The sequence below is a fragment of the Amycolatopsis sp. NPDC114503 genome (assembly GCF_055633655.1).
Genome location: NZ_JBVKDT010000001.1, coordinates 914323 through 930242, shown reverse-complemented (window position 1 = coordinate 930242; position 15920 = coordinate 914323). Strand labels below are relative to the sequence as shown.

Here is a 15920-nt window from a genome sequence, read left to right as displayed (position 1 = left end):
GGGCGGGGCGGCCGGGAGCCGCTTTTGTGCGAGCCTTACCCGCCTTGCACAATTGCAGACCTGGGGCGGAGACGGAACCGCCTGAGCCGACGGGGCGTCAGACCGCGGCGCGAGTCGGTGCAGCAGGAAGGCGGAACCGGACATGACTTACCCACCGCAGCCCGGACAGGGCGGGGACCCCTACGGCCAGGGCTGGCAGCAGCCCGGCTCGGGCGGGGTGCCGCAGCAGCCGGGGTGGGACCCCAACCAGGCTCAGCAACAGCCGGGCTGGGACCCGAACGCCCAGCACCAGCAGCAGCCCGCGTGGGATCCGAACGCCCAGCAGCAGCCGCAGCAGGGCTGGGACCCGAACGCTCAGCAGCAGTACCCGGGGTACCAGCAGCAGCCCTACCCTGGCACCCAGCAGTTCCCGCAACAGGGCTGGGACCAGCAGCAATACCCGGGCGGACCGGGCGGCGAGCCGCCGAAGAACAACAAGACCGGGCTGTGGATCGGCATCGCCGTCGCGGTCGTCGTGGTGGTCGCGCTGGGCATCACCGGGTTCGTCGCGCCGGGGTTCTTCCTGAGCAAGGACGACAAGGGCAGCTCGCAGGCGCAGCCGCCGGCCCCCGCTCCGTCCCCGTCCCAGTCCTCGGAGGCTCCGCTGCCGAGCGACTCGTCCTCGCCGTCGACGGATTCGAGCGAGGACCCCGGCTCCAGCGGAGCCTCAGGCGAGGCGAAGCAGGTCATCGACAACTTCCTCGCCAAGCTCAATGCCAAGGACGCCGCCGGCGCCACCGCGCTGGCCTGCCAGGGCACCGAGAGCATGTCGAAGCGCAGCATCGACGAGACCACCAGCGGCGACCCGCAGCTCACCCTGGGCAAGGTCACCGCGGGCAGCGCCACGACGAGCGCCCGGGTCACCGGCACGCTGTCGGGCAAGGACGCCAGCGGCACGATGGTCATCATGAACCGCGGCGGCGGCTACTGCGTGGGGCTGTACCTGATCCTGGCGTTCTGACCCGGTGCGCTCGCCGCTGCTGTGGACGTTGATCGCGTCCGTGGCACTGCTGTGCGGGGTCGGTGGCTGGCTGCTCGCCGACCCCGCGACAAGCCGCAGTGAAGCGCTCAAAACCGCCGGTCTCGCCGGTGGCGCGGTCGTCGCGTTGTACGCGTTGTGGCTCAACGACCGCCGTCGCCGCGTCGAGGAAGCTCGGCAGGTGATCGAACAGCAGCGGCACGACGTCGACCGCGAGCGGATCTCCGACGAGCGGTTCGCGAAATCGGTGGAACTGCTGGGGCACGAGGCCGATCAGGTGCGCGTGGGGGCGTTGCACGCGCTGGCCGGGCTGGCGCGGACGCGGCCGGAGTATCGGCAGACCGTGCTGGACGTGCTGTGTTCTTATCTGCGGCGGCCGTTTACCCATAGCCGGTACATAAATCCGGAATATGGTGGCACAGAGGAGCAGGAACGTGAGCTGCAGGTGCGGCTCACCGCGCAACGGCTGGTCCGGGATCTGCTGCCACCGTCCGATGTGGATGGACCGGGTCCGGACCTCGATCTGACCGGCGCGGTCCTGGAGTATTTCGATCTTTCCCACCGCCGGATCGGCGGGTTGCTGCTGCGGCACGCTTCTCTGCACAGCAGCACGAACCTCAGCGGTTGCGTCTTCACCGGGCAGGCCTACTTCACCGCCGCGGGCACCGGGACCGGTCGACTGGTGGGCGTTTTCCGTTGCCGCAACGCGACTTTCCTCGACCGGGCTTGGTTCTCCGGCACCACATTCTCGGAGCGGACCAATTTCTCCGACACGACCTTCGCCGGACGAACGACCTTCAAAGGGGCGACCTTCGCGAAGGAAGTCCTGTTCGACGGGGCGACTTTCACGGATTCGGCGGAGGTGCAACTGCCGGATGGCTGGAAGCTGGAACCTCGGAATGGCGGATATGTCGCGGTGCCGATCTGAGTAGCATCACAAAACCGTGGACGTCTACGAAGCGGTGCGCTCCCGGCGGTCGGTTCGCGGTTTTCTCGGCAAGCCGGTGCCCGACGAAGTCCTGACCCGGGTCCTCACCACGGCCTTGCGCGCGCCCTCCGGGGGAAATCTGCAGCCCTGGCGGGTGTACGTCCTGTCCGGGGCGAAGCTGGCCGAGCTGACCTATGTGGTCCAGCAACGCATCGCCGAGGGCGACACCGGTGATCCGCCCCAGGTTCTGCCCTACCCGCAAACACTCCCCGAGCAGTACGCGCGGCGGATCGAGGAACTGGGAGCGCTGCGCTACGGCGCGGTCGGCGTCGCGCGAGACGACCTCGCGGGCCGAGAGCGGGTACGGGTCAGGAATTGGGACTGCTTCGGTGCCCCGGTCGGCCTGTTCTGCTATCTGAACGAGCGAATGCTTCCGCCGCAATGGCTGGACGCGGGACTTTTCCTGCAAACCGTGATGCTGCTGCTTCGCGCAGAAGGGCTCGACAGTTGCGCGCAGATCGCGTGGGGCAGGTACCACCGAAGCGTCACGGAAATCGCGGAGCCGCCCGCCGGATATGTCCTCGGCTGCGGCATGTCGATCGGGTACGCCGATCCGGACGAGCCTCAGCCAGCGATCCCTCGGGCGTCGCTGGCGGAGGTGGTCACCTTCCGGTCGTGAGGCCTCAGTCGAACAGGGCCGGAAGGGTCTTCTCCCAGGTTTCGCGCAGCTCTTCGAGCGTGAACTCCGTGACGCCCTGGATCTCCAGCGTGCCGGAATCCGGGTCGACGACACCGGTCTTGCGCCACGGCAGGCCGCGCGCGGTGCACATCTCGGTGAACCGCAGCTCCTCCGTGCGCGGGACCGCCACGAGCACGCGACCGGACGACTCGGAGAACAGCTGCACGAACGGGTCCTGGTCGCGGTCGAGGAACACCCGCGCCCCGCACTGTCCAATGAGGACAGTCTCGGTGAGGGCCTGTGCGAGCCCGCCGTCGGCGAGGTCGTGTGCGGCGGAGATCATGCCGTCGCGCGAACCGGCCACCAGGACGTCGGCCAGCAGCTTCTCGCGAGCCAGGTCCACGCGCGGCGGAACTCCGCCGAGGTGGCCGTGCAGCTCGCGGGCCCAGGCCGAACCGTCCAGCTCGTCGTGGGTGTCGCCGAGCAGCAGCAGCGTCTCGCCGGCTTCCGCGCCGATGCCGGTCGGGATGCGGCGGGTGACGTCGTCGATCACGCCGAGCACCGCGACCACCGGGGTCGGCAGGATCGCCGTGTCGCCGGTCTGGTTGAAGAAGCTGACGTTGCCGCCGGTGACCGGGATGCCCAGCTCGACGCACGCGTCGGCGAGACCGTGCACGGCCTGCTCGAACTGCCACATCACGCCGGGGTCGGTCGGGGCGCCGAAGTTGAGGCAGTCGGACACCGCGACCGGGGTCGCGCCGCCGGTGGCGACGTTCCGGTACGCCTCGGCCAGCGCGAGCTGCGCGCCGCGGTACGGGTCGAGGTAGACGAACTTCGCGTTGCAGTCGGTGGCCACCGAGACGCCGCGGTTGCTCTCCTCGTCGATCCGGATCATGCCCGAATCGGACGGCTGCGACAGCACCGAATTACCGCGCACGTAGCGGTCGTACTGCGCGGTCACCCATTCCTTCGACGCCTGGTTCGGCGACGCGATGAGCTTCAGGAAGTCCGCGCGCAGCTCCTCGGGCGTCGACGGACGCGGCAGCTTCGCGGAGGTGTCGGCGATCAGGCCGTCCTGGAACGCAGGGCGCTCGATCGGACGGTCGTACACCGGGCCCTGGTGCGCGACGGTGTGCGCGGGCACGTCGACCACGATCTCGTCGTTCCAGGTGATCACGAGGTGCTCGCCGTCGGTGACCTCGCCGATGTCGGTGGCGATGACGTCCCACTTGGCGCAGACCGCCATGAACGCGTCGACGTTCTCCGGCGAAACGACCGCGCACATGCGCTCCTGCGATTCGCTGGAGAGCACCTCGGCGGGCGTCATTCCGGTGGCACGCAACGGAACCCGGTCGAGATAGATGTGCATGCCGCCGTCACCGGCCGCGGCCAGCTCGGACGTCGCGCAGGACAGCCCGGCGCCGCCGAGGTCCTGGATGCCGACGACCAGGTTCTCCTTGAACAGGTCGAGACAGCACTCGATGAGCACCTTCTCGGTGAACGGGTCGCCGACCTGCACGCTGGGCAGCTTCCGCCGGCCAGCCGCGGATTCGTCGCCGGAGAAGGTGTCGCTGGCGAGCACGGACACGCCGCCGATGCCGTCGAGGCCGGTACGCGCGCCGAACAGGATGATCTTGTTGCCCGAACCGGACGCGAACGCCAGGTGCAGGTCCTCGGTGCGCATCGCACCGACGCACAGCGCGTTGACCAGCGGGTTGCCCGCGTAGGAGGGGTCGAAGACCAGCTCGCCGCCGATGTTCGGCAGGCCGAGGCAGTTGCCGTAGCCGCCGACGCCCGCGACCACGCCGGGCAGCACGCGCTTGGTGTCCGGCGCGTCGGCCGGGCCGAAGCGCAGCGCGTCCTGCACCGCGAGCGGCCGCGCGCCCATCGCCATGATGTCGCGGACGATGCCGCCGACGCCGGTGGCCGCGCCCTGGTACGGCTCCACATAGGACGGATGGTTGTGGCTTTCCACCTTGAAGGTGACCGCCCAGCCGTCGCCGATGTCGACGACGCCCGCGTTCTCGCCGATGCCGGCCAGCATCTTGGCCTTCATCTCGTCGGTGGCGGTCTCGCCGAAGTAGCGCAGGTGCTTCTTCGAGGACTTGTAGGAGCAGTGCTCGCTCCACATCACCGAGTACATCGCGAGCTCGGCGTCGGTGGGCCGGCGGCCGAGGATTTCCCGGATCCGCGCGTACTCGTCTTCGGCGAGGCCGAGTTCGACGTACGGCTGGCTCGTTTCCGGGGTCGCCGCGGCCACTGCGGTGGTGTCTGTACTAACAACAGGGCTGGTCACAGTGTTTGTCCGACTGTCCGTGTCAGGGTTCGCCACAAGGCCAAGACTACGTGTCGACCACGTCACACCCGCAGCCGCCCGGCCTGGTCCGGTGACGGTCCGACCGGGCATAAATCAGTCGCGCCGGACAGCCCCGGCGGCTTAGCGTCAGTGATCGTGCTTTCCGCCACGTACCCCTTTCCCGACATCCGGCTGCCGGAACGCCCGACAGCGGCTCGGTACCTGCTGGCGGTCCTGCGCGCGCGGCCGTGGCTCGTCCTCGGCGCGGCGGTGGCCGGGGCCGGCTGGTCGCTGCCGAGTGCCTTGCTGCCGCTGGTGATCGGCCGCGGCGTCGGGGCGATCGCCGCCGGCGACACTGCCGCGCTCTGGCGCTGGGCAGTGGTCGCGGCTGTGCTCGGCGTGCTGCAGGCGCTGCTCGGCACCGCGCTGCACTTCGCGGCGTACGGGATGTGGATGCACGGCGCGGGCACCACACAACGTCTGGTCACCGACCACACCGCCCGGCTCGGCGCGACCCTGCGCGAGGCGGCCAGCACCGGCAACGTCGTCGCGGTCACCTCGTCGGACATGAACTGGATCGGCAACGCGTTCGAGGTGATCGGCCGCTCGTTCGGGTCGATCGTGGCCTTCGTGGTCATCGGGATCGCGATGCTCGGCACTTCGCCGCTGCTGGGCACGGTCGCGCTCGTCGGCGTCCCGCTGGCGGTGCTCGGCATCGGCCCGCTGCTCGCGCCGCTGCAGAAGCGGAAAACCGCGCAGCGGGAGAATCTGAGCGACGTGAACGCGCTCGGCGCGGACATCGTGTCCGGGCTGCGGATCCTGCGCGGCGTCGGCGGCGAACGGCGGTTCCTGCGCCGGTTCCACGACGCCAGCCAGCTGGTGCGCCGGTCCGGCGTCGAGGTCGGGCGCAGCGAATCGTGGCTCGCCGCGGCGGAGGTGCTGCTGCCGGGGCTGGTCACGGTGGCGATCACCTGGCTGGGCGCGCGGCTCGCGCTCGACGGCACGATCGGCGTCGGCGAACTGGTCGCGTTCTACGGTGTTTCGGCGTTCCTGGTGGTGCCGGTGAGCACGGCGACCGAGCAGGTCAGCGCGCTCAGCTCGGGTGTGGTCGCGGCGCGCAAGGTGTGCGGGCTGCTGTCGCTGCGATCGAGGCTGGCCGACCCGGAGTCGCCGCAGCCGCTGCCGGACGGGCCGCTGGAGCTGGTGGACACGACCAGCGGCATCCGCGTCGAGCCGGGCAAGCTGACGGTGGTCGACCTTGGCGCCGAGGCGGAGCCGATCGCCGAGCGGATGGCCCGGTTCGCCGATCCGGACGAGGACGAAAAGGTGCTGGTCGGCGGCGTTCCGGCGGATCGCGTCGCGCTCGCCGAACTGCGGACCCGCGTGGTGTACGCACACAACCAGGACATCTGGTTCTCCGGCGTGCTGCGCGAACAGCTCGCGCCGACGCGTCAGGGGAACGTCGACATCTTCGCGGCGCTGCACGCGGCGGACGCCGAGGACATCGTCGAAGCGTTGCCGCGCGGGGTCGACGAGCTGATCGGCGAACGCGGACGCGAGGTGTCCGGCGGTCAGCGGCAGCGGCTGAGCCTAGCCCGTGCGCTGGCCACCGACGCCGACGTGCTGCTGCTGGACGAACCGACCTCGGCTGTCGACGCGCACACCGAGGCCCGGATCACCCAGCGCGCCAAGGAATTGCGGAACGGAAAGACCACGGTGGTGTTCAGCCAGAGTCCATTGTGGAGGAACGTGGCGGACGAGATAGTAAGCGCGAAGGCGGTGACGGTATGACGACGCGGCTCCCGCTCGCGTCGAGGCGCGAGGTCCGGCAATGGGCCCGGCGCACGGCCTCGCAGCACCGGCGCGAGTTCTCCGTGATGCTCGGCCTGTTCTTCCTGGCCACGCTGATCGGGCTGGCCGGGCCCCAGCTGCTCGGCCTGCTGGTGGACGGCGTGGTCGGCCACGGCACGACGCTGCGGGTCGACCTGCTGGCGGTGGCGTTCGTAGTGGTGCTCGTCCTGCAGGCGTGGGCGAAGAAGGCGGCCCGGCTGCGCGGGAGGGTCTTCGGCGAACGAGTGCTGGCGGAGAATCGAGAACGGTTCGTCAAGAACGCGCTCGACCTGCCGCTGGGCACCGTCGAGGCGGCCGGGACCGGCGACCTGCTGAGCCGCGCGACCAGCGACGTCAGCAGGCTGGACCACGCGGTGCGGTTCGCCGCGCCGGAAATCCTGATCGCCACCGTCACCGTGCTGCTGACGACGATCGCGATGATCGTGACGTCGCCGCTGCTCGCGCTCACTCTGCTGGTCGCGATTCCGCTGCTGGTGCCGGTGAACATCTGGTATCAGCGGGTGATTCCGAAGGCGTTCGCGTGGATGCTCGACCGGTGGGGCGACCTGCAGTCGGTCACGCACGAGACGGTGGAGGGCGCGCGGACCGCGGAGGCGCTGAGCCTCACCGAGCGGCGGCTGCGCACCGGGCATCGCGCGCTCGACCAGGCGATCCTCGGCGAGCGGCGGATGCGGTCGTATCAGCTGCGCTGGCTGCCGTCGCTGGAGATCAGCTACGTGCTGCCGATCGCGGCGCTGCTGCTGCTCGGCCTGCTCGCGTATCAGCAGGGCTGGGCGGGGCTCGGCACGATCACCACGATGCTGGCGTACGCACAGGCCATGACCGCGCCGCTCAACGAGGCGTTGTTCTGGCTGGAAGACCTGCAGGTCGCGATGGCCGCCGCCCGCCGGATCCTCGGCGTGCAGCCGCCCGAAACGACCGCGAAGGTCACCGACGTGCCGCGCGGACGCGACATCGAGGTGCGCGACGTCCGGTTCGGCTACACCTCGGACCGCGAGGTGCTGCACGGCATCAGCCTGAGCGTGCCGCGAGGCGAACGGCTGGCGATCGTCGGGCCGTCGGGTGCGGGGAAGTCGACGCTGGGCAGGCTGCTGGCCGGAATCTCGGCTCCGACGGCGGGGACGATCCAGGTCGGCGGCACCGAGGTGTCGACGCTCGCGGACGACGTGCTGCGCGGCGAGGTTCTGCTGCTGACGCAGGAGCACCACACGTTTTCCGGGACCCTGCGGGAAAACCTGGCGCTGCCCGCCCGGCGCGACGGCGGAGACTGGACCGACGAGGAACTGACGGCCGCGCTCGCGTCCGCCGGTGCGGCGGAGTGGGCGGCCGGGCTGCCCGACGGTCTGGACACCAAGCTCGGCTCAGGTGCGTACGCGGTGCCTGCCGGTCTCGCGCAGCAGCTGGCGCTGGCCCGGGTCGTCCTGGCCGACCCGCACACGCTGGTGCTGGACGAGGCGACGTCGCTGCTGGACACCGGTTCGGCGCGAGAGCTGGAACGGTCGCTGAACGCGGTGCTCGAAGGCCGCACGGTCATCGCGATCGCGCACCGGCTGCACACGGCCGCGGCGGCGGACCGGGTCGCGGTGGTCGAGGGCGGCCGGATCACTGAGCTTGGCCCGCACCAGGACTTGCTGGCCTCGGACGGCCCGTACGCGAAGCTGGTCGCGGCCGCGAGCTGAAGCGCGATTCCCGGACGACAAATGTGAGTGAACTTCGGGGGAATCAGATTTCCCCCAAATACACTATCCGCATCGAAAGGGGGAGCGGGTAGTGACTGACAAAATAGGTGGCCGACGGGCCCTCCTCGTAAGCGCGGCATTTCTGGCAGCCGTGGTGATCGCGGCGATCGTGGTACCGCTCGCGCTCACCAGCGGCACGGTGCCCGGTCACGCGATCGCGGTGTCCCAGACAGGTCCGTGGCAGCTGGGATCGGACCGGGTCCCGCCGTACGACAAGGGCATCGATTCCTGGGTCGTGGGCGACGATCTGGTGCTGGTGAACGACACCTATGCGGTCGCGTACGCACGGAGCGACGGCAAGGAACGCTGGAGGATCCCCTCCCCCGCCGGCCATTTCTGCGGGGCGAGCACCTCTGTCGTCGATAACCACATCGCCGTCGGCTATGGGGATCTCTGCTCGAGTGCGGCCGTGCTGGATGTCAGCGCGGGAAAGCTGCTGTGGCAGCAGGCGATGCCCATCACCTCGTCGGGAAGCCCGTCGCAGGCGAAACTCGACGAGCACGCAGTGCTGGAGATCGTCGGCGGTTCGGTCGTGGTCGTGCACTACCAACAGCTGCTCGGGCTGGACGCGGCCACCGGCGCCGTCCGCTGGTCCGAGGTCACGCCACCGACCGACGAGAAGGTGTACTCGAACTGCATCCCGTCGGACGGGATGCCGCGGAGCGCGGACTTCGTGCTGCTGTCCCACTGCAGCGCCAAGGACGCCGGCGACCCCTTGTACGTCGCCGTTGCCGTCGATCCCGCGACCGGAAAAATCAAGCAGCACAACGAGTTCGTGAAGAGCAAGTCCTTCCTCACGATGGCGTGGGTGAGCGCGTCCCCGCTGGTCGCCTACCTCAGCGATACCTCGAAAGGGTTGTACGAAACTCTCGACGACTCGCTCGAACCGGTTTCCACCATCGAGGCCGGAGACGCGTTGAACGGCTTCCTGGGGGACGACGGATTCGGCTACAGCCTGAGCGCGGCGTCCAACGGCACGTCACATCGACGTTCGCGAGCACTCGTCACGGGCACCACGATGATCGCGCTGACAAGCCCGCAGAAGCCCAACCGCCTCGCCGCGTTCGACCTTCGCACCGGTGCCAAGCGCTGGGAAGTCCCGGCACCCGGCGGCGGCATTGTCGCGGCGCCGCTCGCGGTGGACAACGGGCAGGTGATCGCCGTGGTCACCGCTGGCGAGGACGGTCCTGATCAGCACATCGTCAAGTTCTCACTGGACACCGGAGCTGTGACACCCGTGCGCACGGTCTCGCTCACGGGTTCCGGCAATCGCCGCTTGGCCCCGTGGTTCTGCCGCTTGTTCTGGGCAGACGGAGTCGTTTTCGGGGTCCGCGCGATCTACACCGCGCAGTCCACGGCACTGGTCTTCCGGCTCGGCTGAGCGGTGTCTTCTGCCTCGGCTTCGCCGAGGCGGCGGGATCGCCGTTAAGCCGGCGTCTGGGGGAGCGACGCACCCGGCCCCGGGGGGCCGAGCACGCCGCTCCCCCAGACGCCGGCGCGATCCCGCGGCATGGTCCTGTTAGGTCGAACTGATCAGGCGGGCGTGGCCGAGGAGAACAACACGGAATGTCTGCCTGGGATTCGGCGTTGGGCACAAGCGGATCCTGATCTTTCTAGCCTGGGGGTGACGCCGGATGGCGGTCATGACTGTGGACGAACGAGAGAAGTTCCTCGCTGAGAAGCGGGTGGGCGTGCTGTCGATCGGCCGGGACGGCGCGGCTCCGCTCGCGGTTCCGGTTTGGTACGACTACGAGCCCGGCGGCGAGTTGCTGATCTGGATGGACCGCGGGTCGGCGAAGGACCGGGCGATCGAGGCCTCGGGCAAGCTGAGCCTCACGGTGCAGCAGGAAACCCAGCCGTACAAGTACGTCACGGTGTCCGGTCCGGTCGTGGACCGCTCCTCCGCGCCGACCGAGGAGCAGGCGTTCGCCATCGCTTCGCGGTACGCGCCGGAAGCCGATGCCCGGCAGTTCGTCGAGGGCTCGCTCAAGGAGACCTCGGTGCTGGTGCGGGTGCGCACCGAGCGCTGGCTCTCCAGCGACCACAGCAAGTAACGCGAAAAGGGGCCCGGGAAGTTCCCAGGCCCCTTTTCGGTGCTGATCAGGCTTTCACTAGCGCGTCGACCGCGCTGTAGAACATGCCGAGGCCGTCGTCGGACGGGCCGGTGAGCGCGTCGATCGCGTGCTCCGGGTGCGGCATGAGACCGACCACGCGGCCGTTCTCGCTGGTGACGCCCGCGATGTCGTTGCGGGAGCCGTTCGGGTTGCCGCCGACGTAGCGGAACGCCACCCGGCCTTCCGCCTCCAGCATGTCCACAGTGGACTGGTCGGCGACGTAGCAGCCGTCGTTGTTCTTGAGCGGCACCAGGATTTCCGCGCCCGCCTCGTAGCGCGAGGTCCACGCGGTGGCGTTGTTGTCCACGCGCAGCCACTGGTCGCGGCACACGAAGTGCAGGCCGACGTTGCGGATCATCGCGCCGGGCAGCAGGCCGGCCTCGCACAGGATCTGGAAGCCGTTGCAGATGCCGAGCACCGGCATGCCCTTGTGCGCGGCTTCGATGACCGAGGTCATCACCGGCGCGTAGCGGGCGATCACGCCGGCGCGCAGGTAGTCGCCGTAGGAGAAGCCGCCCGGGACGACGACCGCGTCGACGCCCTTCAGGTCGTCGTCGGCGTGCCAGAGCGAAACGGCTTCGGCGTCGGCGTAGCGGACCGCGCGGGCGGCGTCGCCGTCGTCGAGCGTGCCGGGGAAGGTGATGACGCCGATGCGGGCGCTCACGCCTCGACCCGCCGGATCGTCCACTGCTCGATCACCGGGTTGGCGAGGAAGCCCTCGGCCATCTTGGCCAGCGTCTCGTCATCGACGTCGTCGTCGACCTCGAGTTCGAAGTGCCGCCCCTGGCGCACGTCGGCGACCCCGGAAAAGCCCAGCCGCGGCAGCGCACGCGCCACCGCCTGGCCCTGCGGGTCGAGGATCTCGGGTTTGGGCATGACGTCGACAACGACTCGAGCCACGGCTGGCTGCTCCTTATTTCTGCAGGTCGTGGGTGCGGTTGAAGCGTACTTCACTAGCCTGACCGGCAGACAGACCGGTATCGAGGGGGAGACATGAACCACCCGCCGCAAGGCCCGTACCCGCAGCAGGGCCCTTATCCGCCGCGCGGGCCGCAGCAGGGCCAGTTCCAGCAGCCGTACCCGCCGCAGTTCGGGCCGCCTGGACAGGGCCAGTACCCGCCGCCGAAGAAGAAGTCGAAGACCGGGCTGTGGATCTCGCTCGGCGCGGCGGTCGTGGTGCTCGGCGGCGCGGTCGCGTTCACCGGCTGGGTGACGCCGGGCTTCTTCAAGGAGAAGCTGGACACGACGTCGCGGGGGACGCCGGAGCAGGCGGCCCAGTCGGTCGCGAACTCGATCACCGAGCAGACCGGGCTGGATCAGCTGTGGTGCAAGATCCGGTCGAAGCGGTCCTACACCGCCGACGAGTTCTTCCGGAGCGCGAAGGACGAGGCGAAGATCAGCAACCCGGTGCATCCGACCGGCCAGCAGGAGCGGGCGGCCACGATCACCGCGGGCAAGATCGTCTACGGCATCGCGATCATCCCCGACGGCAACGGCTGGTGCGTGCGCGATGCCAAGGCCGACGGCGAACCGGCTCCGCTGGCCAGCCTGTCGACGGACCCGAAGCCGCGGCCTCAGGTCAAGGACGGCACGGACGCCGCGATGAAGTTCATCGACGCGGTCAACGCGCGCGACATCCCGGCGGCACTGTCGGTCATGTGCCGGGACGCTCCGGACACCACCCGCGACGGCACCCAGCAGTGGATCTACGGCGAGACGAAGCTGACCGTGCGCAAGACGGACGTGCTGCGGACCGCGGGGCGGACCATCGTGCACGTCGACGCCAAGCTCGACGGCACCGCCAAAGAGGGCCGGGTGGAGACCGACGACCACGCGGTGGACGGCGCGTGCGTCACCTCGTTCGACCCCACTTCTGACTGATCGGTTTTCCGAGGACTTGCGCGTAGCGTGACCTGCGCCATGATGTGTCGTTGACAGAGTGTCAACACCACCGGGAGGCAGCGTGCCAGAGCAGGACTCCTTCGACTACGTGATCGTCGGCGCGGGCAGCGCGGGCTGTGTGCTGGCGAACCGGCTGAGCGAGGACCCGTCCGCGCGGGTGCTCCTGCTCGAGGCGGGCGGCGAGGACACCGCGGACGAGGTCCGGATCCCGGCGGCGTTCGCGTCGCTGTTCAAGACGAAGTGGGACTGGAACTACGAGACCGTCGAGCAGAAGCACACCGGCAAGACGGCGTACTGGCCGCGCGGCAGGCTGCTCGGCGGGTGCTCGTCGATCAACGCGATGATCTACATCCGCGGCAACCGCGCCGACTACGACGGCTGGCGCGATGCGCACGGAGCCACCGGCTGGGGCTGGGACGACGTGCTGCCGTACTTCAAGCGCGCCGAGGGCAACCAGCGCCTCGGCGGTCCGCTGCACGGGACCGACGGCCCGCTGAACGTCGAGGACCGGCGGTTCACGCACGAGCTGTCGCACGCGTGGGTGGACAGCGCCGTTTCGTGGGGGCTCAAGCACACTGACGATTTCAACGGCGAATCGCAGGAGGGGGCCGGGCTCTACCAGGTCACGTGCAAACGCGGCCGCCGCTGGTCCACCGCGGACGCCTATCTGCGACCCGCTTTGTCGCGGCCGAATCTCACGGTCCGGACGAACGCGCAAGCCACCAAGGTCGTCTTCGAAGGCACCCGAGCCGTCGGCGTGTCCTATTTGGACAAAGGCGTGCCGACGACCGTCCGGGCAGACGCCGAGGTGCTGCTGTCCGGCGGCGCGATCAACTCGCCGCAGCTGCTGATGCTGTCCGGGGTCGGACCGGCCGAGCAGCTGCGTGAACTGGGCATCGACGTGGTCGCGGCGCTGCCCGGCGTCGGCGACAATCTGCACGACCACCCGGCCGTCGGCGTGATCTGGTCCACGAAGGGCACGACCGACATCGCGGACTCCGCGACGCCCGCCGGGCTGGTGCGCTACCAGCTGACCAAGCGCGGCCCGCTGGCGTCGAACATCGGCGAGGCGGGCGCGTTCTACTCGACCCGCGACGGGCTCGCCGCACCGGACATGCAGATCCACGTGGCCCCGACGTTGTTCTACGACAACGGAATGCGCGAACCGACCTGTCCTGGTTTCACGTCGGCGGCCACGCTGGTCGACGTCGCGAGCCGCGGCCGGCTCCGGCTGAAGTCGGCGAATCCGTTGTGGAAGCCGGAAATCGACCCGGCTTATTACGCGGAGTCGATCGACCTGGAGTCGATCAAGTCGGCGTTGCGGTCGCTGATCGAGATCGGCCGGTCGGGTCCGCTGGCGAAATTCCTGGACCGGCCGTTCCTTCCGGCGACGCACGAGCTGTCGGATGAGGCGCTGACCGAGCACGTCCGCGAGAACACGCAGACGCTGTATCACCCGGTTGGCACGTGCGCGATGGGCAGCGGCGAGCATGCGGTGGTGGATCCGAATCTGAAGGTGCGCGGGGTTTCGGGGCTGCGGGTGGTGGACGCTTCGGTGATGCCGGTGGTGCCGCGCGGGAACACCAACGCGCCGACGATCATGGTGGCGGAGAAGGCGGCTGATCTGATCCGGGCTCGATGACCGCGCGCATGCTTCACAGCGCACGCCAACGAAAACCGGTACTGAAGACCTCGAATGCCACGGTTTTCAGTCGGCGCATCGGCTCAACGCAGGGATATACTTGCCGAACAGACGGTCCCAAGAAATTGTGGACATCAGCCGGTCGAGGTTTTTGTCAAGTTGTTGTCCAGTTGACAAAAGCTGGACAACAACCGGCGTTCTGGTGAAAGTCCAGTCCGCGTAGGCGACGCTGGTTCAGCGCGGACCGGTCTGCTAGTCCAGGCGATCACGCGACGGGGGCCTCGGATTGCAGCCGAAGGCCCCCACCCCTATGTCGCCATCGAGTTGCACAAAGTAGCGGCACTTCCCTTGAGTCGAGCATTCTGTGACAATCGCCATACGGCGCTTGGGCTGCAATCCCAGTGTCGTGCTGGAGATTTCGCCTGGACTACAGACTCGAGGGACCGGTTATGGCACTTCCTTGGCGTCGAAGCAGTAGACCTTGCACTTCCGAATCAGAGCCACACAGACCCAGCCTGCCTTGCTGGACTATTGTTCTCGCAATTTTAATGCAGGTCTTCACCGGATTTCTGATCAATCGCGGCTATTCACTGCAGATTGCGCTGTCAGCGTCCAGCGCCTGCTGGCTCCTTGCCTACCGCCTCGGGCGCGCGTTCATCCTGCACGCGCAGCCAAAGCTTGCCTGACCTCGGCCAGTGCACGCTAAGCCGCAGTTCGGTCAGGGCTTCATGACTCCGAACGCCGCCGACTTGGCCGACGAGCTGAAGACTCTCCGAAAGGGAAGAGGAGTCCTCACGGTACCGCTCGCAGTTCGGGTTGGCCCCACGCTGCGAGCGGTCTGCGGAATTTCCCCGGAGACGGACACCGCAGCGGCACGCCGCCTTCTGTCCACTTGCCTTACACAGCTGATCATGAAGTTGCCGGAAGATCTCCGGATCGTGTCGCTGGCAGCGTTTGCCCTGCACGAAATCGCCCACATGCCCTTCTACCAAGAACGCGTGCATTGGGCGGCACGCGCACTGGATCGCGACGATCGGACCATTCGGAGGCGGATTGACGAAGGAATCGGGCAAATCGCCGAACTGGCTGCCTCCGCCATGGTCACGAACACTCCGGAAGACCAGTCTCGCAACTGGCATACAAAAGAACTGTACGTCGCGTTAGCGCTCGACCGACCTGTTCCCGAAGTGTTCGAACTGCGGCGCATCGTGGCCGACGAAGATGGTCTCGCCGAACTCGATCTCGCACTTACGCTGACTAGCGACGCAGCGGCAAGCATGGGGTCCGCCAGTCGCGCGGGCGACCTCGACGTGGATGTATTCCACGGTGGCACTCTCGCGCTGCGCACGATGGAGTCGCAAGATCGCTTGAGACTGACCTTGCTGCTGCCGACGCCATTGCCACAAGGAGCCGAGCACGAGGTCGCGCTGAGATTCCGAGCCAGGCTGAAGCATCAGCACTATGTTTGCGTGCCACGAAGGCCAGTGGACTCGTTCCGATTGCACGTACGGTTCCCGCACCCTCCTCCGTCGGAGGTCGTTCGACTCGAACAGGTCTTTCAGGATGATGCACGCGACGCGACCACGCATGGCGTGCCTCTCGTTCCGGACAGCGCAAGCGAGATCCATCTGTCTTTTGACCACTTGGCTCCTGGCTTCGCCTACGGAGCCCGGTGGCGCACCGGTCCTGGCAAGTTCGCTGGAGGTAGCCAGGTTCACTAGCCCACCACGAGAACCACCAGGGGCTTATCC

14 protein-coding genes are annotated in these 15920 nt (G+C 68.4%); 11 read left to right on the top strand and 3 right to left on the bottom strand.

The genetic code is table 11. The annotated features are described in order from the left end of the window. Window positions 1-142 precede the first annotated feature (142 nt). The 3 genes from ACZ7OI_RS04535 to ACZ7OI_RS04525 are packed head-to-tail and all read left to right on the top strand — an operon-like array spanning window position 143 to window position 2625. Window positions 143-1000 carry a hypothetical protein gene (locus ACZ7OI_RS04535; protein WP_470262797.1) on the top strand — a complete coding sequence of 286 codons (858 nt, stop codon included), beginning with the start codon at window positions 143-145 and terminating at the stop codon, window positions 998-1000. Window positions 1001-1004: 4 nt separating this feature from the next. Continuing rightward, window positions 1005-1946 carry a pentapeptide repeat-containing protein gene (locus ACZ7OI_RS04530; protein WP_470262795.1) on the top strand — a complete coding sequence of 314 codons (942 nt, stop codon included), beginning with the start codon at window positions 1005-1007 and terminating at the stop codon, window positions 1944-1946. 16 nt (window positions 1947-1962) lie between these two features. After that, window positions 1963-2625 (top strand): nitroreductase, encoded by a 663-nt coding sequence (locus ACZ7OI_RS04525; RefSeq protein WP_470262794.1) that lies wholly within the window; start codon window positions 1963-1965, stop codon window positions 2623-2625. A gap of 4 nt (window positions 2626-2629) precedes the next feature. Here ACZ7OI_RS04525 and purL read toward each other — a convergent pair whose 3' ends face one another. Next, window positions 2630-4957: a phosphoribosylformylglycinamidine synthase subunit PurL gene (gene purL, locus ACZ7OI_RS04520; protein WP_470262793.1), complete on the bottom strand. Its 2328-nt coding sequence runs from the start codon at window positions 4955-4957 to the stop codon at window positions 2630-2632. Window positions 4958-5077: 120 nt separating this feature from the next. On the opposite strand from purL, the gene ACZ7OI_RS04515 reads away from it, so the two are divergent. From ACZ7OI_RS04515 to ACZ7OI_RS04500, 4 genes are all read left to right on the top strand, one after another. Then, on the top strand, window positions 5078-6712 hold the full coding sequence (locus tag ACZ7OI_RS04515) for an ABC transporter ATP-binding protein (protein WP_470262791.1): 1635 nt from the start codon (window positions 5078-5080) through the stop codon (window positions 6710-6712). Continuing rightward, entirely contained in the window at window positions 6709-8451 is a 1743-nt protein-coding gene (locus ACZ7OI_RS04510) for an ABC transporter ATP-binding protein (protein WP_470262790.1), read from the top strand. Before ACZ7OI_RS04515 ends, ACZ7OI_RS04510 begins: the two co-directional genes overlap by 4 nt. Before the next feature lie 91 nt (window positions 8452-8542). Continuing rightward, a complete protein-coding gene (locus ACZ7OI_RS04505; RefSeq protein ID WP_470262789.1) occupies window positions 8543-9892 on the top strand; it encodes an outer membrane protein assembly factor BamB family protein in 1350 nt (449 codons plus the stop codon). A gap of 253 nt (window positions 9893-10145) precedes the next feature. Further along, window positions 10146-10565, top strand: coding sequence for a pyridoxamine 5'-phosphate oxidase family protein (locus tag ACZ7OI_RS04500; protein ID WP_470262788.1), 420 nt, complete (start codon window positions 10146-10148; stop codon window positions 10563-10565). A 46-nt stretch (window positions 10566-10611) separates the two neighbouring features. On the opposite strand, the gene purQ is transcribed toward ACZ7OI_RS04500, so the two are convergent. Beyond that, window positions 10612-11289: a phosphoribosylformylglycinamidine synthase subunit PurQ gene (gene purQ / locus ACZ7OI_RS04495; protein ID WP_470262787.1), complete on the bottom strand. Its 678-nt coding sequence runs from the start codon at window positions 11287-11289 to the stop codon at window positions 10612-10614. Beyond that, window positions 11286-11525 (bottom strand): phosphoribosylformylglycinamidine synthase subunit PurS, encoded by a 240-nt coding sequence (purS, locus tag ACZ7OI_RS04490; protein WP_037808692.1) that lies wholly within the window; start codon window positions 11523-11525, stop codon window positions 11286-11288. Before purS ends, purQ begins: the two co-directional genes overlap by 4 nt. 93 nt (window positions 11526-11618) lie before the next feature. On the opposite strand from purS, the gene ACZ7OI_RS04485 reads away from it, so the two are divergent. The 4 genes from ACZ7OI_RS04485 to ACZ7OI_RS04470 all read left to right on the top strand — a co-directional run bounded on the left by ACZ7OI_RS04485 (window position 11619) and on the right by ACZ7OI_RS04470 (window position 15890). After that, entirely contained in the window at window positions 11619-12506 is an 888-nt protein-coding gene (locus ACZ7OI_RS04485; protein ID WP_470262786.1) for a hypothetical protein, read from the top strand. A gap of 82 nt (window positions 12507-12588) precedes the next feature. Continuing rightward, a complete protein-coding gene (locus tag ACZ7OI_RS04480; RefSeq protein ID WP_470262785.1) occupies window positions 12589-14169 on the top strand; it encodes a GMC family oxidoreductase in 1581 nt (526 codons plus the stop codon). A 548-nt stretch (window positions 14170-14717) separates the two neighbouring features. Continuing rightward, a complete protein-coding gene (locus tag ACZ7OI_RS04475; protein WP_470262784.1) occupies window positions 14718-14855 on the top strand; it encodes a hypothetical protein in 138 nt (45 codons plus the stop codon). A 225-nt stretch (window positions 14856-15080) separates the two neighbouring features. Continuing rightward, a complete protein-coding gene (locus ACZ7OI_RS04470; protein WP_470262783.1) occupies window positions 15081-15890 on the top strand; it encodes a hypothetical protein in 810 nt (269 codons plus the stop codon). The last annotated feature ends 30 nt before the right edge of the window (window positions 15891-15920 follow it).